Below are 19,881 nucleotides of genomic sequence, written 5' to 3' on the forward strand. Positions count from 1 at the left end.
CGGTGACCCGAAGCGCCTGGAGAGGCTCGCCCGCAAGGTCCTGGCGGCGCTTCGCAGGATGGCCTGACTGCCTCTGCCTGAGCCTCCGCCGAGTCGCGTGCTCCGCCGGTTCAGTGAGAGTGGGCGGCGCCGAAGCGGGCGCGATGCTGTCCCGGCGTCAGCCCCGTGTGCTTGATGAACATCTTGCGAAAGGCGCTGGTGTCTTCGTAGCCCACCGCCAGGGCGACCTTTTCCACGCTGTCCCGGCGGTTCTCCAGCAGCTCCCTGGCGCGCTGCAGCCGCAGCTGCTGCAGGTACTCGCCGGGGCCGAACCCGGTGGCCTGGCGGAAGCGGCGCATCAGGGTGCGCTCGCCGAGTCCCGCGGTGGCGGCCATCTCGGCGGTGGTCTGGCGACGGGTGAAGTGTGCATGCAGGTGGTGCTGGAGCCTCAGGATCGCCCGGTCGCCGTGGGCCATCTCGGGCGTGAAGGCGCGGTAGTAGCGCTGCTGACGCTCGCCGGTGTCGATGACCAGGAAGCGACCCAGCGCCTGCACCACGGAGGGCGGCACGTGGCGCGCGACCAGGTGCAGGCCGAGGTCCATCCAGGCCATGACGCCGCCGGCCGTCACCAGGTCGGCCTCCGATATCAGCAGCGCATCGGTATCCAGGGTGAGATGGGGGTAGTGGGTCCGGAACGCCGTCTCGAGCTGCCAGTGGGTGGTGGCCCGGCGTCCGTCGAGCAGGCCGGCCTGGGCCAGCAGGAAGGCGCCCGCACAGACAGAGCACACCACCGTGCCTGCGGCGTGCCAATGCCGCAGCGTCCGGCAGAGTTCGGGCTGGGCGTTCAGGTAGGCATTACCTGCCAGGATGGGCGGCACGATGGCGATCTCGGGGGGCGCGATGTGCGTGCTGCCGGCCGGCAGCAGCTCCACGGCAAAGGCCACCTCGGGAGCTGGCTGCAGCTCCTGCAGGATGCGGTTGGCGGTGCCGAAGAGGTCCTGCAGCCCATAGACGGCCGATTGGGCGCTGCCCGGCAGGGTCGGGATCGCGATCCGGATGCGGCGGGGCAGCTTGTCACTTCTTGCCTGCATTGTGTCACTCCTGCCACCCGACCCCATGGCCAGAGCCTGCCATGATGCTGGCTCAAGCCTCCAAGGAGAAGCACATCATGCGCAACACCGCCCTGATCATCGTGGATCTGCAGAACGACTACTTCCCCGCCGGCAAGTGGCCACTGGTGGGCATTGAGCTGGCCGCCGACAACGCCGCCGGCGTGCTCGCCCACTTCCGTGAGCAATCGCTGCCCATCGTGCATATCCGACACGAGTTTCCCTCCGACGAGGCCCCTTTCTTCGTTCCCGGCAGCGAGGGGGCGCGCATCCACGCCTCCATGGCGCCGCAGGAGTCTGCCAGAGAAGCGGTGATCCTCAAGAACAACGTCAACGCCTTCCTGGGCACCACGCTGCACGAGCACCTGCAGGAGCAGGGCATCGAGCAGCTGGTGGTCGTCGGGGCCATGAGCCACATGTGCATCGATGCCGCCACCCGGGCCGCCTCCGACTTGGGCTATGGGGTCACGGTGCTGCAGGACGCCTGCGCCACCCACGACCAGGCGTTCAACGGCGTGACGGTGCCGGCCGCCAAGGTGCACGCGGCCTTCATGGCAGGGCTCGGCTTCGCCTATGCCGAGGTCACCGATACCGCCGCCTGGCTCAAGCAGCAGGGGTAAGGGTGCTGGGAGATCTCCCTGTGGCTCCCCACTATCTACGAATCACAAGCCGATCTGCGGCTGACCCTTCGCGAATCAGCCATCAGTGCTAGCGGCCCGCCTTGACCCTCGACAGCTCCGCGCTGGTGTTTCGCCTGCTGCTCCGCCGGGCCCCTCGGTAGACGGGCCCGGCGGTGGCGTGCCAACTCAACGGGCATGGTGATGAAGACGCTGCTGCCAGGTGCGCAGGCGGCTGTGAATGACTGCCACCAGCCCGAGTGGCGGCATGGCCGGCATGCAGAACCTCGGCATGGCTGGGCGGTTGGTGCGCTCTGCGCCGGTGTCGAGCTTGCGAGTAGGGTCGAGTTGACGCATGACGATGCCTCCTCTGGCCGGTCGCCGATGACGGCGATCCATGGATCGAGGCACGAGGATGTGTGTCGTGGCCTCGTGGGCAGCATGGTTGATGGTCTTTGTTGAATCCAGCGAAAAGGATTACATTGAGCTTTCAGAAATTCTGAAAGTGTTGCCATGCCGTTCTCTTCCCCGACGGTGCATGCAGGCCCGCTGCCGCTGCTGGATCTCGAGGTGCTGCGTACCTTCGTGGCGATTGCCGAACGTGGCAGCTTCACCCGTGCCGCGCGCGAGGTGTCCCGCACGCCCTCTGCGCTGAGCATGCAGATCAAGCGGCTTGAAGAAACCCTGGGGCAGAGGCTATTCGTGCGCGAGGCGCGCCAGGTGCGGCTGACCCCGGAGGGTGAGGTGCTGCTGGGCTATGCGCGGCGACTGCTCAAGCTCAACGAGGAGGCGGTGACGCGCTTCCTCGCTCCCCCGGTGGAGGGCACGGTGCGCTTCGGCACCCCTGACGACCAGGGCGCGCGCATCCTGCCCGAGGTGCTGGCGCAGTTTGCTCGCACGCACCCGGCGGTGCAGGTCGATGTGATCGTCGGTGGCAGCGTGAGCATGCAACGCCGGCTGGAGGCTGGCGAGCTCGACCTCGTCCTGATGACCGCCGGAACCCCGGGGCAGATGGCGGACCAGGGAGAGGTCGTGCATAGCGAGCCGCTGGTGTGGGCCGGTCGCGACGGTGGCGTGGCGGCCTGGCGCTCGCCGCTGCCCGTGGCCCTGGCCAGTCAGGGGTGGCCTTGGCGTGGCAGGGCGTTATCCGCCCTTGACGCGATCGGCCGGGCCTATCGCATCGCCTACACCAGCGAGCACTGGGCCGGCCAGGAGGCCGCGATGCTCGCCGATATCGCCGTGGCGCCCTTTCCCGTAAGCCTGGTGAAGTCGCCACTACGTCAACTACCCCGCGAGGTCGGGTTGCCCGACCTGGGTGATTACCATGTCGTGCTGGTACGCCGTGAGGGGGCGGGGGAGGCCAGCGAAGCGCTGGCCGGCCAGGTGATCAGGGCGTTTCGCGAGTTGCGCCGCTAGCGTGCCCGGTGCTCGGCTGATCCGTGGCCGAGCGTCCCGGGTCAGCCCCCGGCGCGCGCCAGCGGCCCGCCATTGATCCTCGTGAGCGCCTCGTTGGTCTCGAGGATCTGTGCCTCGATACCGGTTACTCCCATCCCCTCCAGCCGGGCGGTGTGCATCTGGCGGTAGGCCTCGGCGTCCTGCCGGCTGGCGAACAGGTAGACGCCACCGGCCAGCTGGCGCTCGGCGTCCTCGGTCCAGATCTTCCACAGCAGGCCGGGCTCCGCGTTGATGGACTCGGCCAGCGGGGCGAGGGCCTCGGCCATCTCGTCGCCGAAGGGGCCGGGGAAGGGGAAGTGCACCTGCAGTATCACGGCCATGGGGCCTCCTTATCGAGTTGATAACTACCCAGGCCCCGCCGGGCCCTGGTGGATGCATCGTTGGTGGGTTAGTGTCGCAAAATGTGGACACCGGACGGGGCATTGGCGATAGTCGCGCCCCACCCGGATCGCGTTCCCGGCCAGGCGAGTCGCCTGGGACCGTTGCCATCCTACATCGTCCATCCCGCCACGGGAGTTCCCATGCGTGTTCCTTCATTCCCCGGTCGTGTCTGGTGCCTGGCCGGCGGGCTGCTGCTGGCCGTTGTTGCCACCGCTTCTGCCTACGCCGACGTCCCGGTGCTGACCCTGACCGAGGGCACCGAGTCCCGTGAGCTGACCCTCGAGCAGGTCGAGGCAACCGGCCTCGATGCGGTGGAGATGCGCCACCCGGAAGGACCCGAGGGCACCTTTTCCGGGGTCTGGCTGGATGACTTCCTCTCCGCCCAGGGCCTCGAGTAGGCGCGCCGTGTCAGGTTCATCGCCCTGGACGGCTACACGACCTTCCTCACCCCGGCGCAGCGACGGGAGAAGCGTTACCTGCTGGTCACGCGCCTCGACGGCGAGCCCGTCGGCGAGGATTCGCTGGGACCCTTGATGCTGGTGGTGCCCGCGGACGCCGCGGCCGCGCGGGAGGGCAGCGTGCCGATGACGCGCTGGATCTGGGCGATCAGCGAGATCAGCGCGAGATGAGGGCGGCCTCCTCCCGAGGCCTGGGGATGCGCCTGGTGCTGGCGTTCAGCCTGATCGCCATGCTCTGCGCCGTGGCGATCGCCTACTACGTCACCCAGGCGCGCCAGCAGGTGGGGGCCGACTACACGGCGCTGGTCACCGACGTCGTCAGGGCCCAGCAGGACCCCGCCGCCATGCGCATGACCCTGGATAGCCTGATCGACCGTCCGGACCACATCCACCTGGAGCAGATCCACGAGCTGCTGTGGCGCATTCCCCGGCGCATCGAGGGCATCCGGCTGCAGCTGCGCCGCAGCGAGCTCGCGCCCGCCAGCTATGACGCACTGCTCGACGAGCTGACCCATGTGGAGTCACGGCTGCCCGCCCTGGAAGCCGCCGTCGACGCCGCCGCCGAGGAGGGGCTCGACGCGCGGGGCGGCGAGGCCATCCTGGCCCTGGGCCTGGACATCGAGGAGGGGCTGGCCTGGGCCTACAGCGAACTCAACGAACTGCTCCACCGGGCCTCGGCCGAGCAGCGCCAGCTGATGGAGCGCCTGGCGCTGGCTGTTGCGGTACTGCTGCTCCTGCTGCTGGTGGCGATCGCCGCGGTGATGCGCATGCTGTTCCATCTGCATCGCCAGCGCGAGACCATGCGCCTGCAGAGCCGGACCGATGACCTGACCGCCCTCGGCAACCGCCGCTGGCTGCGCGAGGCGGCGGGGGAGGCGTTCGAGCGGCGTCGACGCCACGGTTCGCCGCTGAGCCTGATGCTGCTGGACCTGGACCACTTCAAGTGGATCAACGACGCCTACGGCCACCCGATCGGCGACGCGGTGCTGGTCGACTTTGCCCGCATCCTGGAGCGGCAGGTACGGCGGGTCGACAGGGTGGCGCGCATGGGGGGCGAGGAGTTCGCGATCCTGATGCCCGACAGCGACCTCGCGGGCGCCGAGGCCCTGGCCGAGCGGATCCTGCGTGCGACCCGGGCGATGCCGCTGCCCGGGCCGGCCGCCGAGCACCGGCTGACGGTGAGCATCGGGGTGGTCGAGGCCGAAGAGGAGAGGAGCTTCGACCGCCTCTACAGCCGGGCCGACCAGCTGCTCTACCGGGCCAAGGCGGATGGTCGTGACCGGGCCGTGGCCGGTCAGGAGCACGGGGCGTCTCGCCTCGCTGGCAGCGGGGTGGGCTTCCACCAGGGCGCGGGTGTCATGCAGGCAGCCCAGGAAGGCAGTTCCCGAGGCTGACCCTGCCGCGATTCTGCGGCGCCGGCCCCGCTTCTGGTGTGGGGCCGGCGCTGTTGCGTCAGGCCTGGCGGCGTTCCTCGCCCCGGCAGGCGGCCGCGGTGAACAGCACGTCCGTGGAGGAGTTCAGCGCCGTCTCGGTGGCGTCCTGCACCACGCTGATCACGAAGCCGATCGCCACTACCTGCATGGCCACCTCGGTGGAGATGCCGAAGAGGCTCGCGGCCATGGGAATCAGCAGCAGCGAGCCCCCGGCCACGCCGGAGACCCCGCAGGCCGCCAGCGCGGAGACGACGCACAGCAGCAGGGCGGTGGGGAAGTCGACGCTGATCCCGAGGGTGTGGGCGGCGGCCAGGGTGATCACCGAGATGGTGATGGCCGCGCCGGCCATGTTGACGGTGGCGCCCAGCGGGATGGAAATGGCGTAGGTGTCGGCGTCCAGCTTCAGGCGCTTGCAGAGTTCCAGGTTGACCGGGATGTTGGCCGCTGAGCTGCGCGTGAAGAAGGCGGTGATGGCGCTTCCGCGCAGGCAGGTGAAGACCAGCGGGTAGGGGTTCCGGCGGGTCTGCCAGTAGACGATCAGCGGATTGGTGACCAGCGCCACGAACAGCATGCAGCCGACGATCACCGCCAGCAGGCGGCCGTAGTCGAGCAGGGCGCCCAGGCCGGATTCCGCCAGGGTGGCGGCCACCAGGCCGAAGATGCCCAGCGGGGCGAAGCGGATCACGATCCTGACGATGTTCGATACTGCCTGGGAGAGGTCGCCGAGCATCGCGCGGGTGGCCTCGTTGGCCTGACGCAGCATCAGGCCCAGGCCGATCGCCCAGGCCAGGATGGCGATGAAGTTGGCCTCCATCAGTGCGGTCACCGGGTTGCTGACGGCGTTGAGCAGCAGGTCGCGGAGGATCTCCACGATGCTGCCCGGCGGGTTGCCGCTGACCTCGGGCATCTCCAGCGCCAGGGTGGTGGGGAAGGCGAAGCTCGCCACCACGGCCACCAGCGCCGCGACCAGGGTGCCGATCACGTAGAGCACCAGCACCGAGCGGATATGGGTCGGCTGGCCCTGGCGATGGCCGGCGATGGCCGCCGCCACCAGCACGAACACCAGGATCGGTGCGACCGCCTTGAGGGCGGAGATGAACAGCTGGCCGAGTAGCGCGACCGACTCGGCGGAGGCCGGCGAGACGATGGCGAGCAGGATGCCGCAGACGATGCCGATGGCGATCTGGGGGATCAGCCCCAGGCGGAGCAGCGGGCGGCTGAGGGCGTGCACGGTGGCGAACATGGAGGGTATCTCGGGGTTGTCATGGGCGGGCAGGCGCCACCTGCGGGGCGCTCGACGGTCGAGACGTGGACGCGGGTGGGCGCCGGGTCGAGTCGGACGAGTCGCCCCGGGCGGGTAGCCCGAGGCAGGGGCGTCTGCGGTGCGCGCGGGATTCTAGCAATTTTCGCGACTGGGGTGGATGGTATTTCTGTATTTTAGACTAAAAGTAGAGAGCATTACTGTATCTATGACGTGAGTCAGCATGCCTGCCGGGGCGATGAACGGGGCGGGCGGGTCGAGAAGGCCAGTACGAAGGTGGAGCCGAGAGGGCGGTCTGCTGTCAGGAGCGTCGCCGATGCCCGATGCGCTATGATCAGGCAGGAACGCATGGTCAGCCAGGAAGGGGGCGGTCTCCGGGAGGCCGGACCGCCGCGCGAAGAGGAGGGGAGGCGATGGACAGGAAACAGGGCAAGAAGGGCACCACCGGCAAGCTGATCGGCCTGGGGATCCTGCTGCTGGTGGCACTGACACTTCAGAACTGCGGGGTGATCTGAGCCCGCGCATGCCGTAGGCAAACACTAGGCGGCCCCGGCCCGAGAGGGCGCAAGGCCGCTGTCGGCGTGTCAGGCGGCCAGTCGGCTTGCCACGGCGTCGAGGAAGCCCTGCATGTCGACGATGGTCTCGGACGCGGGGTCGGTGGTCTTGCCCTTGAGGTCGCCGGTGATGATGCCGTCGGCGACGGTATCGATCAGCGCGGCCTTGAGGCGGGTGGCGTAGTCGACCAGGGGCGCGTTGCCCTCACGCTCGCCGAGGGTCTCCAGGGCATTGGCCACGGCGAAGATCAGCGCCGAGGAGTTGAAGTGCGCCTCCTTGCCGTCGCTCTCCAGGTACTTCAGGTAGAGGTCGTGGGCGGTGCCGTGGGGCGCCTCGAAGAGCATGGTGCCGCTCTTGCTCTCGATGATCGAGCTGGCCGTGGCCAGGCTGCCGCCGAGGGCGGCGGAGATGTCCGAGAAGATGTCGCCGTCGAGGTTCTGCGCCGGGTAGAGGGCGTTGCGCGGCGGGTCGGTGATCATCTTGATGAGCTGGCTGGAGGGCCGCATGATCATGAACGACGGCGGCGGGGTGTCGGCCTGGGCCAGCTCGCGGCGCACGTCGGTGATCACGGTGCTGAACACCTCGTCGTAGTCCATGTACTCGCGCTTGAGGCCGAAGTAGACCTCCTTCTGCTTGCGCGAGGCGTCGCGGAACACCTGGGTGACCCAGTCCTTGATGGCCTCGTGGTCGTTGGACATCAGCAGGATGGGGTCGCCCTGCTTGACGTGGCGCGCATGCTTCTCGTCGCCGTCGACGATCACCTTGAGGATGCCGTCCTCGGTGGCGGGGGCGTTGTAGCTGCCGTACTGGTCGCCGCCGCCGGCGCTCATCCGCGACAGCGAGACGTGCGCCTTGCGGGTGGGAATGCCGTGCACCTTGAGCTGCTCGACCAGCTTGTAGAGCTTGCGGCCGGTGGTGTTGTCCGGCACGCCCCACAGGGCCCGCTCGGGCGGGTTGGCGACGATGCGCGCGGCCTGGGCGTCGATCAGCTCGTAGTGGTAGGCGAGCCCCAGCGCCTCGACCTGCGCGCGGTAGTGCTGATCAAAGATGCCCTCGATGGCGGCGCGCATCACCCCGTCGTAGCCGGCGATCACGGTGTCCTTGAGGCCCAGGTAGATGTCGCGCTTCTCGTCGATGGCGCGCTGGAAGAAGCGGTGCGCCCAGGCCTTGATCTCGTCGATGTCGTTGGTGGCGAGCAGCCAGGGGTCGCCCTTCTTGACCTCGCGGCGGTGCAGTTCCACCGGGTCACCGCTGGCACCCACGAACATCAGCTTGACGATGCCGGTGGCGCGGGAGAGCTCGTTGTAGCTGTCCTTGCTGCCGCCGGTCGCCATGGTGTCGACCTCGATATCGCGGCCGACCCACTCCGGCTTGTTGAACTGCAGGTTGCGGAACTGGATGTCCTCGCGGGTGATGTTGCCGCCGATGCCCTTGCGGATGGCGCCGTTGGGCGACTTGGTGGCCAGCGGGTGCAGGCTGGTGCCGTCGAGCTCGGGATGGGCCGCCAGCAGCTCGCCCAGCTGGGCGCGGTTGACCGTCATGCCGGCGTTCTTCACCCCCACCCCGTGGCGCTTGAGCGCCTCGATGGCATCGATCACCGCCTGGCCGTTGGTGACCAGGCGGTTCTCCGCGGTCAGGTCGACCTCCACCAGCTCGATGTCAAGCGGGGAGGTCACGAAGGTATCGAGGATCCGCTCGAAGGCCACCTGGGCCATCTCGTCGCCATGCAGGATGACCAGGGGGGCTGTCACTTTCAACTTGCTGCTCATCACTCTTCCCTTGTTGAGATGATGGAAACCGGTGCGATGATCGAATGCGCACAGGGTACGCCTGCCGCCGGCCCTGCGCCATGCGTCCAAGGTGCAGGTCAGTGCCCCTCGGGGTCGGCGGCCCAGCGCTCGTCCGGGTGCACCTCGTTGGCGGGCAGCACCGGGTCGTAGCCCTCGGCGCGCAGCGCGGCGATCACCTCGCGGGTGTGGTCGCTGCCCAGGGTCTCGAGGGTGGCCTCGACCTCGGTGGCGCGCAGCGAGAGGTCGGTGAAGGTGCGCTGGTGGGCGATCTGGATGACGTTGGCGCGCTGCTCGGCGAGCAGGCGGGTGAGCTCGGCCAGAGAACCGGGCACGTCGGGGATGCCGACCCGCACCCGCACGATGCGCCCGGAGCGCACCAGGCCGCGCTGGATCACCGAGGAGAGCGCCAGCATGTCGATGTTGCCGCCACACAGCACCAGCCCCACCCGGCGACCGCGGTAGCGTTCCGGGTCGGTGAGCAGGGCGGCGAGCCCGGCGGCGCCGGCGCCCTCGGCGACGCTCTTCTCGATCTCCAGCAGCATCAGGATGGCGCGCTCGATCTCGGGCTCGTCCACCAGCACGATGTCGCTGACCAGCTCGCGCACGATCTCCCGGGTAAGCGTGCCGGGCTGCTTCACGGCGATGCCCTCGGCCAGGGTGGCCAGGCCGCAATGGATCTCCTCACCGGCCAGCGCCTGCTTCATGGCCGGGAAGCGCCTGGTCTGCACGCCGATCACCTCGATATCGGGCTTCAGCGCCTTGGCCGCCACCGCGTTGCCGCTGATCAGGCCGCCGCCGCCGATGGGGATCACCAGGCACTCCAGGTCGGGGACCTCCTCGAGCATCTCCAGGGCGATGGTGCCCTGCCCGGCGATGATCCGCTCGTCGTCGTAGGGGTGCACGAAGACCAGATGGCGCTCCTCGGCCAGGCGCCGGGCATAGGCCCCGGCCTCGTCGACCCCGTTGCCCTCGAGGTGCACCTCGGCGCCGAAGTTGCGGGTGTTGCGCACCTTGAGGTTGGGGGTGTGGCGGGGCATGACGATGGTGGCGTGGATGCCCAGCCGCCTGGCGTGATAGGCCACCGCCTGGGCGTGATTGCCCGCCGACATGGCGATCACGCCCCGGGCGCGCTCCTCGGGGCTGAGCGAGAGCAGGTGGTTGAGGGCGCCGCGCTCCTTGAAGGAGGCGGTGAACTGGTGGTTCTCGAACTTGATGTAGAGCTCGCAGCCGGTGAGCTGCGAGAGGGTGGTGGAGTGCAGGCAAGGGGTGCGCTCCACGCTCCCCTGGAAGCGGGCGGCGGCCTGTCGGACGTCGTCGAGGGTCACGCTCATGGGAGGGTCGTCTCCGTTGTCGAGGTGGTGTCGGGCATCAGGCACCTGCCGGGTGGGGCAGGTGCGCTGCCAGGGCGAACACGTGGGGGTCGTCCACGCCGAGTTCGCGGAGGGCCTGGGCCAGGTTGACCAGGTAGTCGCGGTTGGGGCCGCTGGGGCCGTGGGCCACGGCGATCTGTTCGGCGATGGCCTCCAGCGGGGCGTCGCCGAGGAAGGCGGCGTTGTCCTCGGTGGCGAGGTACACCAGCCCCTCGGTGCTCGAGGGCGGTGCGGCGTCCTCGAAGTGCAGCCGGGTGACCTCGCGCAGGTAGCCGTTCTTCTCGCGCACGTCGAGCGGGCCGAGCACCTCGGGGGTGATGCGGTAGGCCATGCCGTGGCAGGTCGCACCGGGCTCGCGCACCAGGGTGACCACGCGGCCCGGCGCCTCGGGGGTGCCGCGGTGGTCGTGGGAGCCCTGCCAGAAGCGGCGCACCCAGCCATGGATATGGGCCGGGCGGCGCTCCAGGAAGGGGAAGTCGGCCTTCCAGATCAGCGAGCCGTAGCCGAACAGCCAGATCTCGTCGTGGCCGTCGAAGTGGGTCATCTGCCGGTTGCGGTGGGTCGTGTCGAGCGTCATCCCTGAATGATGCGTCGGTCGGCGGCGAATGTCGAAGCCTGGCGGCGAGTCCTTGCCGATTCGGCCACCATCGACCTTCGTCGTGCCGCCGGGTATCTTGGCCGCTGCTCGGCCGGCAACGGCCGGGGGCGGGACGCCAGGGTGCGCCCCGCACCATCCATCGCGCAGGGGGCAAGGAACATGGAGTTCGCACTGATGTGGCTGGCCACCGGCCTCGGCACGGGGCTCTCGCCCTGGGCCTCCGGCACGGTCGGCTCCCTGCTGGGGCTGCCGCTGGCCTGGTGGCTGCTGGGCCGCACCCGGCGGGTGCAGGTGGTGGTAACGCTGACGCTGCTGCTTGCCGCGGTGCCGGTCTGCCACCTGGCCGAGCAGTCGCTGGGCGACAAGGATGACGGGCGCATCGTGCTCGACGAGATCGTCGCCTTCCCGGTGGCGGTGCTGGGCCAGACGGCGGCCCGCCAGCCCTGGGCGATGGCCTCCGCCTTCGTGGTCTACCGGGTCTTCGACGCCATCAAGCCGCCGCCGGTGAGCCTGGCCGAGGCGGTGCCCGGCGGCGCCGGCATCGTGCTCGACGACAGCGTGGCGGCAGCCATGAGCTGGCTGGTGATGGCCGGCGGCCTCACCCTCTGGCGGCGGCGTCAGGTAAGCCGATAAGTCCTCATCCGACGAGTTGCCAGGGAGAGGCGTCATCGCGTAGCAGGAAGGGGCGATCCCCCTTGATGGTCACGCGCTCGCCGCGCCGCACCTGGCCGGCATAGTCGAACACGGCACGATGCTGGGTGCTGCGGTTGTCCCATAGGGTCACCGTGTTGGGTGCCCAGTGCACGCGTACCTGGAACTCCGGGGTCTCCTGGTGCCGGTAGAGATACTCGAGCAGGGCCTGACTCTCGGCATGCCCCAGCTCGACGATCTCACGGGTGAACCCGCGGTTGACGAACAGGCTCTTTCGGCCAGTGTCCGGATGTGTGCGAACGACCGGGTGTACCGCTTCCGGATAGGGCGTGTCGCCTCGCACACCGAATCGACTGCGATCTTGGGCCGGCTGGTTGCCGTAATGCAGCCGGTAGGTGGCCTCGCCCGAGTGTACCGCGGTCAGCCCCTCCAGGAATGCCTGCATGGCGGGCGAAAGCGCCTCGTAGGCGGCATGGCCGCTCGAGAACAGGGTGTCGCCGCCAACCTCGGGCACCTCGTGAAGGTAGAGGATGCTGCCCAACGGTGGCTCCGCGTCGCAGGAGACATCGGAGTGCCAGTGCCCCCCATTCACGGCGCGCTTGCCGGCGCGGATGGCCTTGGGATCGTTGCTGGAGTTGGCTCCGGCCTCGATGGGAAAGACCTCCGGGTAGCCTTGTGGCCCCTTGGCCATGGGGTGGACATGCAACTCGCCGAAGCGTCTGCCGAGGGCAATATGCTGATCCCGTGTCAGCTGCTGGTCGCGCAGGACCAGCACTTGATGCTCCAGGAACAGGCCATGCAGCGCCTCGAACCCTCGGTCGTCGAGACGAGACAGGTCGATCCCGCCGATCTCTGCGCCGATATGGCCGCTCAATTTCTTCACTGTGATCTCTTGAAGTGACATGGTTCGCTCTCCGTTCTGGCTGTGGTCTGCGGCTTATCGAACCAGTCATCGCTTCGCCCTGGCCAATCGTCATTCGCGATGTGCATTTCACGAAATACCTTTCCCCGGCACTCTGATAAGTATTTTGCCGGGGTCATGATTTACTAAGCAAAACAATCCATTGGAGGCTGGCTCGGAGCGGCGGCATGGTAGGTCATCCCCATGACTCGAACTGGAGCGACCCATGCCAAGCTACCTATCCCGATTCGCCGGTCTGACCTTGCTGGCTCTTGCCACCGGCAGCGCCACCCAAGCCGCGGAGGCGAGCGAACGCCTGCGCATCGCCGAACAGTTCGGCATTGCCTACCTGCCGCTGCAGGTCATTCAGGACCGAGAGCTGATCCAGAAGCATGCCGAAGAAGCCGGGCTCGACGTAGACGTCGAGTGGCGGCGCCTTTCCGGCGGTGCCGCCGTCAACGATGCGCTGCTCTCTGGCAGCATCGATATCGCCAGCGCCGGCGTAGGCCCGCTGCTCACCGCCTGGGACCGCACTCGAGGCAACATCGATATCAAGGCCATCGCCGCCTTGGGTCATGCCCCCAACTTCCTGCTGACCCGTGACCCGGAAGTGAAATCGATCGAGGACTTCGGTCCCGAGGATCGCATCGCCCTGCCGGCGGTGGGCGTCTCGGTGCAGGCGCGTTTCCTTCAGTATGTCGCCGCCAACACCTTCGGCGCGGATGAATACGACGTACTGGATCGTCAAACGCTGTCGCTCCCCCATCCCGATGCGACGGCGGCCCTGATCTCCGGTGGCACCGAGATCACCGGCTACTTCTCCAGCATTCCCTATCAGTATCAGGCACTGGAGCACGAGGGTATCTCCAAGGTGACCGACTCCTACCAGATCCTCGGTGGTCCCATCACGCCCGTGCTGGTCTATGCCACCGATCGCTTCCGCACGGACAACCCTGAACTCTATGAGGTGTTCCGTGCCGCCCTGGCCGAGGCCAGCGAGATCATCGAGGCGGATCGTGACGCCGCCGTGGATATCTTCCTCCGCGTCACCGGCTCTCGGTTGGAACGCGACTTCCTCTCCCGGCTGGTCAATGACCCGCAGATCGATTTCACGTTGGTGCCCGACAACACCTATTCGCTGGCGGAGTTCCTGTACCAGGTGGGGGCCATCGAACATCGCCCCGAGAGCTGGCAGGACTACTTCTTCGATGAGGCACACGCCTGGGAGGGAAGCTGATGACGGCGGCCACGGCAGCTCCCCTGGCAAGGCGGCAAGGCAGTGCCGCACCGCGACCAAGACCTGCCACGCCGCGACTGGCGGTGGATGGCGTCACCCTGGAGTACCGCACGCCCCGCCAGGTGGTGAAGGCCACCCAGCGGGTCAGCTTCGGCGTCCAGGAGGGGGACCGTTTCGTGCTGCTGGGCCCCTCGGGGTGCGGCAAGTCGACCCTGCTCAAGGCGGTGGCGGGTTTCCTCTCCCCGGCGGAGGGAGAGATCCGGCTCGATGGCCAGCGGGTGGCCGGGCCGGGCCCCGACCGCCTGGTGGTCTTCCAGGAGTTCGACCAGCTGCCGCCCTGGAAGACGGTCAAGCAGAACGTCATGTTCCCCCTGCTGGCCTCGCGCACCCTGGGGCGCCGGGAGGCGGAGCAGCGAGCCCTGGCGACGCTGGAGAAGGTGGGGCTCGCCGCCTTCGCCGATGCCTATCCCCATACCCTTTCCGGGGGTATGAAGCAGCGGGTGGCCATCGCCCGGGCACTGGCCATGCAGCCACGCATCCTGCTGATGGACGAGCCCTTCGCGGCGCTGGATGCCCTGACGCGTCGCAAGATGCAGGAGGAGTTGCTGACCCTCTGGAGGGAGGTTGGCTTCACCCTGCTGTTTGTTACCCACTCCATCGAGGAGGCGCAGGTCGTCGGTAACCGGGTGCTGCTCCTCTCGCCCCACCCGGGCCGAGTACGCGCCGAGCTGGGCTGCGAGGCGGACAGCCTGACGAGCCTCGGGAGTGCGTCCACCAAGTCTCGTACTCAGCAGATCCATCAATTGCTGTTCGAGCACGAGGGGCGGCCATGAATGAACCTCGGCCCTATCGCTACGCCACCCACCTGGCCATGCCCACCAATGGCAACGCCGGGGCGGCCTGGTCGCTCTACGCCGCACGCGCGGGCATCGGGGCCACCATCGCCATGCCCGAGGACGCGCCGCGCATCACCCGGCAAGAGTGCGCCCTCGCCGGTGCCCACCTGGCGCTGGTCGATGGCCTGATCAGCGATGCCGGTCGTCAGGTGGCCCGCTTCGTCGAGGCGACCGACGCCTTCGATGCCTCCACGCTCAAGGAGCCCTATCGCATCGAGGGCAAGAAGACCATGGGGCTGGAGCTGGCCGAGCAGCTCGGCTGGCAGCTACCCGACGTGATTCTCTACCCCACCGGGGGCGGCGTGGGCCTGATCGGCATCTACAAGGCGCTGCAGGAGCTCCAGGCCATCGGCTGGGTCTCGGGTCCCTTGCCGCGGCTGGTGGCCGTGCAGGCCAAGGGCTGCGCGCCCATCGTCCGCGCCTGGCAGGAGAGAGCACATGAGTCGCGCTTCTGGGAGCACAGCAAGACACGGGCCTTTGGCATCAACGTGCCCAGGGCGCTGGGCGACTTCCTGGTCCTGGAGGCCCTCTATGCCACCGATGGATGGGCCATCACCGTCAGCGAGTCAGCCATCGACTGGGAGCAGCGCCGCGCGGCCCAGCTCGAGGGCACCTTCGTCTGCCCCGAGGGCGCGGCGGTGCCGGCCGCGGCCCGTGAGCTGCGCACCCTGGGCGAGATTCCCGCCGAGGCGCGGGTTGTCGCCCTCAACACCGGCGCCGGCATCAAGTACCCCGACAACCGCGACCTCGGGCTGCCCCTGTTGGCTCCCGAGGAGGATCTGGCGAAACATCACGCACCGCACGGGAGAGCCCTATGACTCTGCATACCCTGAGCGTCGACCGCTTCCAGCGGACCGACCGAATTCACGAACTACCGCCGGTCGAAGCCAGTGATCTGGTGGTGTCGCGTCCGCGCTGGCAGCAAGCTTGGGATCTGGGCGTGGTGAGGAAGCTGACGATCCTGCTGGCCCTGGTCGGGTTGTGGGAGCTGGCCGCCCGCTACCAGGCCAATCCGCTGCTGCTCCCCGGTGCCAGCGATACCGCCACCGCCCTGTGGCAGGGCCTGGCCTCCGGCACCTTGATCCAGCGCAGCGTGGTGTCGCTGTCGGTGCTGCTCAAGGGCTACGCCCTGGGCGCCTTGCTGGCATTGGCCCTCACGACCCTGGCGGTGTCCACGCGCCTGGGGCGCGACCTGCTCAGCAGCCTGACGTCGATGTTCAGTCCGCTGCCGGCCATCGCCCTGCTGCCCCTGGCACTGCTGTGGTTCGGCCTCGGCGAGGCCAGCCTGGTGTTCGTGCTGGTGCACTCGGTGCTGTGGGCCATGGCGGTGAACATCCACCAGGGCTTCCAGGGCGTTTCCGAGACGCTGCGGATGGCGGGTCGCAACTACGGCCTGCGCGGCCTGCGCTATGTGGTCCATATCCTGATCCCCGCCGCGTTGCCGGCCCTGCTGGCCGGGCTTCGCATCGGCTGGGCCTTCGCCTGGCGCACCCTGATCGCCGCCGAGCTGGTGTTCGGCGCCTCATCCGGGGAGGGCGGGCTCGGCTGGTACATCTTCCAGAACCGCAACGAACTCTATACCGACAACGTCTTCGCCGGGCTGGTGGTGGTGATCCTGATCGGCCTGCTGGTGGAAAACCTGGTCTTCAATACCCTGGAACGCATCACCGTCAAGCGCTGGGGCATGGTGCACTGAACCTCCTGCCGCCTAGCATCTCGTCCCTCGGTCGGCCGAGGGGCGTCGGACCCGTTTACCGCCGAGGAGTGCCAGCATGCCCCTGACCCGAGTGATCGACTTCTTCAATGCCCACCTCGAGGCTTTCAACCCACAAGCCAGCCTGCGCCGTCATGCCCGTTTCCACTATGAAAACGGGCAGGTGTCGGCGGACGTTGCGGGCAAGCATGTGCGGCCCCGCCAGCAGCCTATTCTGGAGCTCGCCGGACTCACGTCTATGGCCCATGAGAGCCGCATTCAACTTGTGGAATCACACAGCACTCAAGAGACGACGGATCCGCTCTATTTCTTCTCCTGGGATCGCGAGGATGTGATCTTCCTCGACCGCTTCCTGCGCGTGCTACACGCGCTGCACCATCTCTCACGCCATGGCGTCAATGCCGCGCCACTGGTGGTCGACGTTCACTGGTGCCATCTCCAGGCTGTGGATGCCTCCCACGGGGCGGTCTTCGAGGTGCTGCTGGCTCGCCTTGGCCTGCATCCCCGGCAGGCGGTGCTGCGCCTGAGTGCACTGCACCTGCTCAGCGACGCCCATGCCCGGGAGGCCGCCGAGAGTTTCCAGCGGCATGGTTATCCGCTGCTGGCTCAGGGTGTCCCGATAGATGCACCACCGACCGCCTGGCGCCTGCTGAGCGACAGCGGCGTGCGCTGGGTGACGCCGGAACCCAACGCCCTGCTCCTGGCACGCCGAGGCCGCGAGCACTGGCCCCGGCTCACCCAGTGGAATCGCGAGGCGTGTGCCGCCGGCCTCACGGTCTGGTGGCCAGGGCTCGACACGCCCGGTGATCTCGGTGCGGTCACCCCGCTCGAACCCGCTCTTGTCAGTGGCAGCCTGTTGGGAGACATGCTGGAGGATCAGCGCGCATAGAAGACGGTTCAGGCGCTATGGGCCAGAGCGCCTGGTAGCACAAGCCGTTGGAGCAGCGCGAAACCCTCTTCCCACTCCCGATGACCGGACGCCGGGTTGAGGTGCCCGGCATCGTCGAGCACCACCAGCTCACTGTCCCAGGCGGTGGCAAAGTTGGCGGCGCGCCGGGCGCTGGCGGCCGGGTCATTGGTGGAGCCTACCACCAGACTCGGGAACGGCAGGCGGTGCATTGGAATGGGAGCAAAGCTGGCCAGCGGACGACTGACGCTGCCTCGTTCCACATCCGCCGGTGCGACCAGCAGGGCACCGGCCACCTTACTGCTCGATGCCTGTCGCGCGGCCCAGTGCGCGACGGTGATACAGCCCAGGCTATGGGCTACCAGCAGGATGGGGGAGTCGATGCGCCGGGTTGCCCTGTTCAGGGCGCCGATCCAGTCATCGAGCTCCGGTTCCTGCCAGCTGCCGACGCGGGTGCGCGAGGTATGGGGTAGTCGAGACTGCCAGTGGGTCTGCCAGTGGTCATCTCCGGAACCCTGCCACCCGGGCACGATCAGGCAGTGGTAGCCCTCGAAGGATGGAAGGTGGTCAGCCATTGGCCACCCGCGAGTCGGGCAGAAACACCCGGCTATGAATGGGGCGAATCCAGGCATCGCCGCCCTGGGCCAGGCCCAGTTCCCGGAAGCGGTGCTTGGGCAGCTCGGCGTGAACCAGGTCCTCGCTGTTGTCGGTGCGCAGTTCGAGGCGCACCGTGGGGCCGACCACCGAGACCAACTCGACCTTGGCGTGCAGGGCGCCGTCGTGATCGCGATCGGAGAAGACCTCGATCTCGTGGGGGCGCACATAGGCCTGCCCCTGCTCATCGCGGTAGCCTTCGTACTCCGGTGCGGGCAGGTGAACGTCACCGATACGCGCCACGCCGTCGTGGACGCGAGCATGGAACAGGTTGACGTTGCCGAGGAACTGATAGACGAACGGGTTGGCCGGATGGTCGTAGACCTCCTCTGGCGAGCCATCCTGCTCCACGCGGCCCTGGTTCATCACCACCACCCGGTCCGAGACCTCCAGGGCCTCCTCCTGGTCATGGGTGACGAAGACGCTGGTGACGTGGATCTCGTCATGCAGACGGCGCAGCCAGCGACGCAGCTCGGCGCGCACCTTGGCATCCAGGGCACCGAAGGGCTCGTCGAGCAGCAACACCTTGGGCTCCACCGCCAGCGCGCGGGCCAGGGCGATGCGCTGGCGTTGGCCGCCGGAGAGCTGATGGGGGTAGCGGTGGGCGGTCCAGTCGAGCTGGACGAGCTCCAGCAGCTCCATCACCCTGCGCTTGATCTCGGCCTTGCTGGGTCGTTGGCGTCGCGGCTTGACGGTGAGCCCGTAGGCGACGTTCTGGAACACCGTCATGTGCTTGAACAGCGCATAGTGCTGGAAGACGAAGCCGACGCTGCGCTTGCTGACATGCAGGTCGGTGGTGTCTTCGCCGTGGAAGCGGATCCGCCCGGTATCGGGTTGTTCCAGACCGGCGATGACGCGCAGCAGGGTGGTCTTGCCCGAGCCCGAGGGTCCGAGCAGGGCGGTGAGCTCACCATCGCGGAAGGTCAGGCTGACGTTGTCGACGGCGATGAAGTCACCGAAGTGCTTGTTGACGTGATCGATCTCGATGCTCATGGCGTTCTCGTTGATTCAGGGAGTCGGGCTCATTCGGCGGCGAGGCGCTGTCGGCGCTCGTCGTGCCATTCGACAAGGCTCTTGATGGCGATGGTGACCAGCGCCAGGCCGGTCAGCAGTGAGGACACGGCGAAGGCGGCGGTGAACTGGTACTCGTTGTAGAGCACCTCGATATGCAGCGGCAGGGTGTTGGTCTCGCCGCGAATGCGGCCCGATACCACCGCGACGGCACCAAACTCGCCCATGGCGCGGGCGTTACAGAGGATCACGCCGTAGATCAGCCCCCACTTGATGTTGGGCAGGGTGACGTGCCAGAAGGTCTTCCAGCCGCTGGCCCCCAGGGTCAGCGACGCCTCTTCCTCTTCCTTGCCCTGCTGCTGCATCAGCGGAATCAGCTCGCGAGCCACGAAGGGCAGCGTACCGAAGACGATGACGATGACGATGCCCGGCACCGCATAGAGAATCTTCAGGTCGTGTTCCGATAGCCAGGGGCCGAGCCAGCCCTGGGAGCCGAACATCACCACGAAGATCAGGCCGACGACCACGGGGGAGATGGCGAACGGCATATCGATCATCGAAATCAGCACCGACTTGCCACGGAACTCGAACTTGGCCACCGCCCAGGCGGTGGCCACGCCGAACACCAGGTTGGCGGGTACCGCGATGACGACCACCAGGAGCGTCAGGCGGATGGCCGCCAGGGCGTCGGATTCGGTGATCGCCGCTTGCCAGGCATCGATGCCCTGGCTGAAGGCGCTGTAGAGCACCACGATCAGCGGCAACACCAGAAACAGGCCGAGAAAGGTCAGGGCCACGGCGATCAGGCAACGTCGCAGCCAGACCGGCTCCTCGGTGGCACGACGCCAGTGCCCCGCCAGGGTGGTGTGGGATACCGATGATGAGAGACTCGATGAGGTCATGA

The 19,881-nt window shown here is 67.8% G+C and carries 21 protein-coding genes; 10 read left to right on the plus strand and 11 right to left on the minus strand.

All coding sequences use genetic code 11. The features are described 5' to 3' along the window. Positions 1-110: 110 nt before the first annotated feature. Positions 111-1,070, minus strand: a complete 960-nt coding sequence (locus SCI24_RS11005; protein ID WP_318725410.1) for a GlxA family transcriptional regulator — start codon at positions 1,068-1,070, stop codon at positions 111-113. Positions 1,071-1,111: 41 nt separating this feature from the next. Between SCI24_RS11005 and SCI24_RS11010 the strand changes: the two genes are divergently transcribed. Continuing rightward, positions 1,112-1,708, plus strand: a complete 597-nt coding sequence (locus SCI24_RS11010) for a cysteine hydrolase family protein (protein ID WP_318725411.1) — start codon at positions 1,112-1,114, stop codon at positions 1,706-1,708. A gap of 186 nt (positions 1,709-1,894) precedes the next feature. On the opposite strand, the gene SCI24_RS11015 is transcribed toward SCI24_RS11010, so the two are convergent. Beyond that, positions 1,895-2,062, minus strand: coding sequence for a hypothetical protein (locus tag SCI24_RS11015; protein WP_318725412.1), 168 nt, complete (start codon positions 2,060-2,062; stop codon positions 1,895-1,897). A gap of 156 nt (positions 2,063-2,218) precedes the next feature. Here SCI24_RS11015 and SCI24_RS11020 point away from each other — a divergent pair, with 156 nt between their 5' ends. Then, positions 2,219-3,121: a LysR family transcriptional regulator gene (locus SCI24_RS11020; RefSeq protein WP_318725413.1), complete on the plus strand. Its 903-nt coding sequence runs from the start codon at positions 2,219-2,221 to the stop codon at positions 3,119-3,121. Positions 3,122-3,162: 41 nt separating this feature from the next. On the opposite strand, the gene SCI24_RS11025 is transcribed toward SCI24_RS11020, so the two are convergent. Then, positions 3,163-3,480 (minus strand): monooxygenase, encoded by a 318-nt coding sequence (locus tag SCI24_RS11025; RefSeq protein ID WP_318725414.1) that lies wholly within the window; start codon positions 3,478-3,480, stop codon positions 3,163-3,165. Positions 3,481-3,681: 201 nt separating this feature from the next. Between SCI24_RS11025 and SCI24_RS11030 the strand changes: the two genes are divergently transcribed. Both SCI24_RS11030 and SCI24_RS11035 read left to right on the plus strand, forming a co-directional pair. Then, positions 3,682-3,939 carry a hypothetical protein gene (locus SCI24_RS11030; protein WP_318725415.1) on the plus strand — a complete coding sequence of 86 codons (258 nt, stop codon included), beginning with the start codon at positions 3,682-3,684 and terminating at the stop codon, positions 3,937-3,939. Between the two features lie 227 nt (positions 3,940-4,166). Continuing rightward, positions 4,167-5,393, plus strand: a complete 1,227-nt coding sequence (locus SCI24_RS11035; protein WP_318725416.1) for a GGDEF domain-containing protein — start codon at positions 4,167-4,169, stop codon at positions 5,391-5,393. Between the two features lie 58 nt (positions 5,394-5,451). Here SCI24_RS11035 and sstT read toward each other — a convergent pair whose 3' ends face one another. The 4 genes from sstT to SCI24_RS11055 all read right to left on the minus strand — a co-directional run bounded on the left by sstT (position 5,452) and on the right by SCI24_RS11055 (position 10,985). Further along, positions 5,452-6,675 (minus strand): serine/threonine transporter SstT, encoded by a 1,224-nt coding sequence (gene sstT, locus SCI24_RS11040; protein ID WP_318725417.1) that lies wholly within the window; start codon positions 6,673-6,675, stop codon positions 5,452-5,454. Between the two features lie 602 nt (positions 6,676-7,277). Further along, positions 7,278-8,999 (minus strand): isocitrate/isopropylmalate family dehydrogenase, encoded by a 1,722-nt coding sequence (locus tag SCI24_RS11045; RefSeq protein WP_318725444.1) that lies wholly within the window; start codon positions 8,997-8,999, stop codon positions 7,278-7,280. Positions 9,000-9,115: 116 nt separating this feature from the next. Next, positions 9,116-10,369: a threonine ammonia-lyase gene (locus SCI24_RS11050; protein WP_318725418.1), complete on the minus strand. Its 1,254-nt coding sequence runs from the start codon at positions 10,367-10,369 to the stop codon at positions 9,116-9,118. Between the two features lie 37 nt (positions 10,370-10,406). Next, positions 10,407-10,985, minus strand: a complete 579-nt coding sequence (locus tag SCI24_RS11055) for a gamma-glutamylcyclotransferase (RefSeq protein WP_318725419.1) — start codon at positions 10,983-10,985, stop codon at positions 10,407-10,409. Positions 10,986-11,165: 180 nt separating this feature from the next. Here SCI24_RS11055 and SCI24_RS11060 point away from each other — a divergent pair, with 180 nt between their 5' ends. Then, positions 11,166-11,639 (plus strand): phosphatidylglycerophosphatase A, encoded by a 474-nt coding sequence (locus SCI24_RS11060; RefSeq protein ID WP_318725420.1) that lies wholly within the window; start codon positions 11,166-11,168, stop codon positions 11,637-11,639. Between the two features lie 4 nt (positions 11,640-11,643). Here the strand turns inward: SCI24_RS11060 and SCI24_RS11065 are convergent, their stop codons facing one another. Continuing rightward, a complete protein-coding gene (locus tag SCI24_RS11065; protein ID WP_318725421.1) occupies positions 11,644-12,561 on the minus strand; it encodes a TauD/TfdA dioxygenase family protein in 918 nt (305 codons plus the stop codon). A gap of 223 nt (positions 12,562-12,784) precedes the next feature. On the opposite strand from SCI24_RS11065, the gene SCI24_RS11070 reads away from it, so the two are divergent. The 5 genes from SCI24_RS11070 (at position 12,785) to SCI24_RS11090 (ending at position 17,294) form a co-directional block, all read left to right on the plus strand. Further along, a complete protein-coding gene (locus tag SCI24_RS11070) occupies positions 12,785-13,795 on the plus strand; it encodes an ABC transporter substrate-binding protein (protein WP_318725422.1) in 1,011 nt (336 codons plus the stop codon). Continuing rightward, the gene (locus SCI24_RS11075; protein WP_318725423.1) at positions 13,795-14,628 is read left to right on the plus strand and encodes an ABC transporter ATP-binding protein; all 834 of its coding nucleotides are present in this window, start codon (positions 13,795-13,797) and stop codon (positions 14,626-14,628) included. The genes SCI24_RS11070 and SCI24_RS11075 overlap by 1 nt, the downstream gene beginning before the upstream one ends. Continuing rightward, a complete protein-coding gene (locus SCI24_RS11080; RefSeq protein WP_318725424.1) occupies positions 14,625-15,509 on the plus strand; it encodes a threonine synthase in 885 nt (294 codons plus the stop codon). The genes SCI24_RS11075 and SCI24_RS11080 overlap by 4 nt, the downstream gene beginning before the upstream one ends. Then, on the plus strand, positions 15,506-16,387 hold the full coding sequence (locus SCI24_RS11085; RefSeq protein WP_318725425.1) for an ABC transporter permease: 882 nt from the start codon (positions 15,506-15,508) through the stop codon (positions 16,385-16,387). The genes SCI24_RS11080 and SCI24_RS11085 overlap by 4 nt, the downstream gene beginning before the upstream one ends. Before the next feature lie 76 nt (positions 16,388-16,463). Next, on the plus strand, positions 16,464-17,294 hold the full coding sequence (locus tag SCI24_RS11090) for a hypothetical protein (protein ID WP_318725426.1): 831 nt from the start codon (positions 16,464-16,466) through the stop codon (positions 17,292-17,294). An 8-nt stretch (positions 17,295-17,302) separates the two neighbouring features. On the opposite strand, the gene SCI24_RS11095 is transcribed toward SCI24_RS11090, so the two are convergent. Genes SCI24_RS11095 through cysW form a run of 3 tightly spaced genes read right to left on the minus strand, consistent with a single transcriptional unit; the run spans position 17,303 to position 19,879 of the window. Continuing rightward, complete coding sequence (locus SCI24_RS11095; RefSeq protein ID WP_318725427.1) at positions 17,303-17,887, minus strand: alpha/beta hydrolase; 585 nt, start codon at positions 17,885-17,887, stop codon at positions 17,303-17,305. Further along, entirely contained in the window at positions 17,880-18,959 is a 1,080-nt protein-coding gene (locus tag SCI24_RS11100) for a sulfate ABC transporter ATP-binding protein (RefSeq protein ID WP_318725428.1), read from the minus strand. The genes SCI24_RS11095 and SCI24_RS11100 overlap by 8 nt, the downstream gene beginning before the upstream one ends. 29 nt (positions 18,960-18,988) lie before the next feature. Then, entirely contained in the window at positions 18,989-19,879 is an 891-nt protein-coding gene (gene cysW / locus SCI24_RS11105) for a sulfate ABC transporter permease subunit CysW (RefSeq protein ID WP_318725429.1), read from the minus strand. Positions 19,880-19,881 lie beyond the last annotated feature (2 nt).

Source organism: Halomonas sp. (genome assembly GCF_033549285.1).
Taxonomy (GTDB): domain Bacteria; phylum Pseudomonadota; class Gammaproteobacteria; order Pseudomonadales; family Halomonadaceae; genus Halomonas.

Bases quoted from the DNA above. Each gene is read 5' to 3' on its own strand.
- SCI24_RS11065 (WP_318725421.1), bottom strand. From the start codon at position 12,561: ATGTCACTTCAAGAGATCACAGTGAAGAAATTGAGCGGCCATATCGGC.
- SCI24_RS11055 (WP_318725419.1), bottom strand. From the start codon at position 10,985: ATGACGCTCGACACGACCCACCGCAACCGGCAGATGACCCACTTCGAC.
- SCI24_RS11015 (WP_318725412.1), bottom strand. From the start codon at position 2,062: ATGCGTCAACTCGACCCTACTCGCAAGCTCGACACCGGCGCAGAGCGC.
- sstT (WP_318725417.1), bottom strand. From the start codon at position 6,675: ATGTTCGCCACCGTGCACGCCCTCAGCCGCCCGCTGCTCCGCCTGGGG.
- SCI24_RS11025 (WP_318725414.1), bottom strand. From the start codon at position 3,480: ATGGCCGTGATACTGCAGGTGCACTTCCCCTTCCCCGGCCCCTTCGGC.
- SCI24_RS11010 (WP_318725411.1), top strand. From the start codon at position 1,112: ATGATGCTGGCTCAAGCCTCCAAGGAGAAGCACATCATGCGCAACACC.
- SCI24_RS11075 (WP_318725423.1), top strand. From the start codon at position 13,795: ATGACGGCGGCCACGGCAGCTCCCCTGGCAAGGCGGCAAGGCAGTGCC.
- SCI24_RS11070 (WP_318725422.1), top strand. From the start codon at position 12,785: ATGCCAAGCTACCTATCCCGATTCGCCGGTCTGACCTTGCTGGCTCTT.
- SCI24_RS11090 (WP_318725426.1), top strand. From the start codon at position 16,464: ATGCCCCTGACCCGAGTGATCGACTTCTTCAATGCCCACCTCGAGGCT.
- SCI24_RS11035 (WP_318725416.1), top strand. From the start codon at position 4,167: ATGAGGGCGGCCTCCTCCCGAGGCCTGGGGATGCGCCTGGTGCTGGCG.
- SCI24_RS11085 (WP_318725425.1), top strand. From the start codon at position 15,506: ATGACTCTGCATACCCTGAGCGTCGACCGCTTCCAGCGGACCGACCGA.
- SCI24_RS11080 (WP_318725424.1), top strand. From the start codon at position 14,625: ATGAATGAACCTCGGCCCTATCGCTACGCCACCCACCTGGCCATGCCC.
- SCI24_RS11100 (WP_318725428.1), bottom strand. From the start codon at position 18,959: ATGAGCATCGAGATCGATCACGTCAACAAGCACTTCGGTGACTTCATC.
- SCI24_RS11005 (WP_318725410.1), bottom strand. From the start codon at position 1,070: ATGCAGGCAAGAAGTGACAAGCTGCCCCGCCGCATCCGGATCGCGATC.
- SCI24_RS11095 (WP_318725427.1), bottom strand. From the start codon at position 17,887: ATGGCTGACCACCTTCCATCCTTCGAGGGCTACCACTGCCTGATCGTG.
- SCI24_RS11050 (WP_318725418.1), bottom strand. From the start codon at position 10,369: ATGAGCGTGACCCTCGACGACGTCCGACAGGCCGCCGCCCGCTTCCAG.
- SCI24_RS11060 (WP_318725420.1), top strand. From the start codon at position 11,166: ATGGAGTTCGCACTGATGTGGCTGGCCACCGGCCTCGGCACGGGGCTC.
- SCI24_RS11020 (WP_318725413.1), top strand. From the start codon at position 2,219: ATGCCGTTCTCTTCCCCGACGGTGCATGCAGGCCCGCTGCCGCTGCTG.
- cysW (WP_318725429.1), bottom strand. From the start codon at position 19,879: ATGACCTCATCGAGTCTCTCATCATCGGTATCCCACACCACCCTGGCG.
- SCI24_RS11030 (WP_318725415.1), top strand. From the start codon at position 3,682: ATGCGTGTTCCTTCATTCCCCGGTCGTGTCTGGTGCCTGGCCGGCGGG.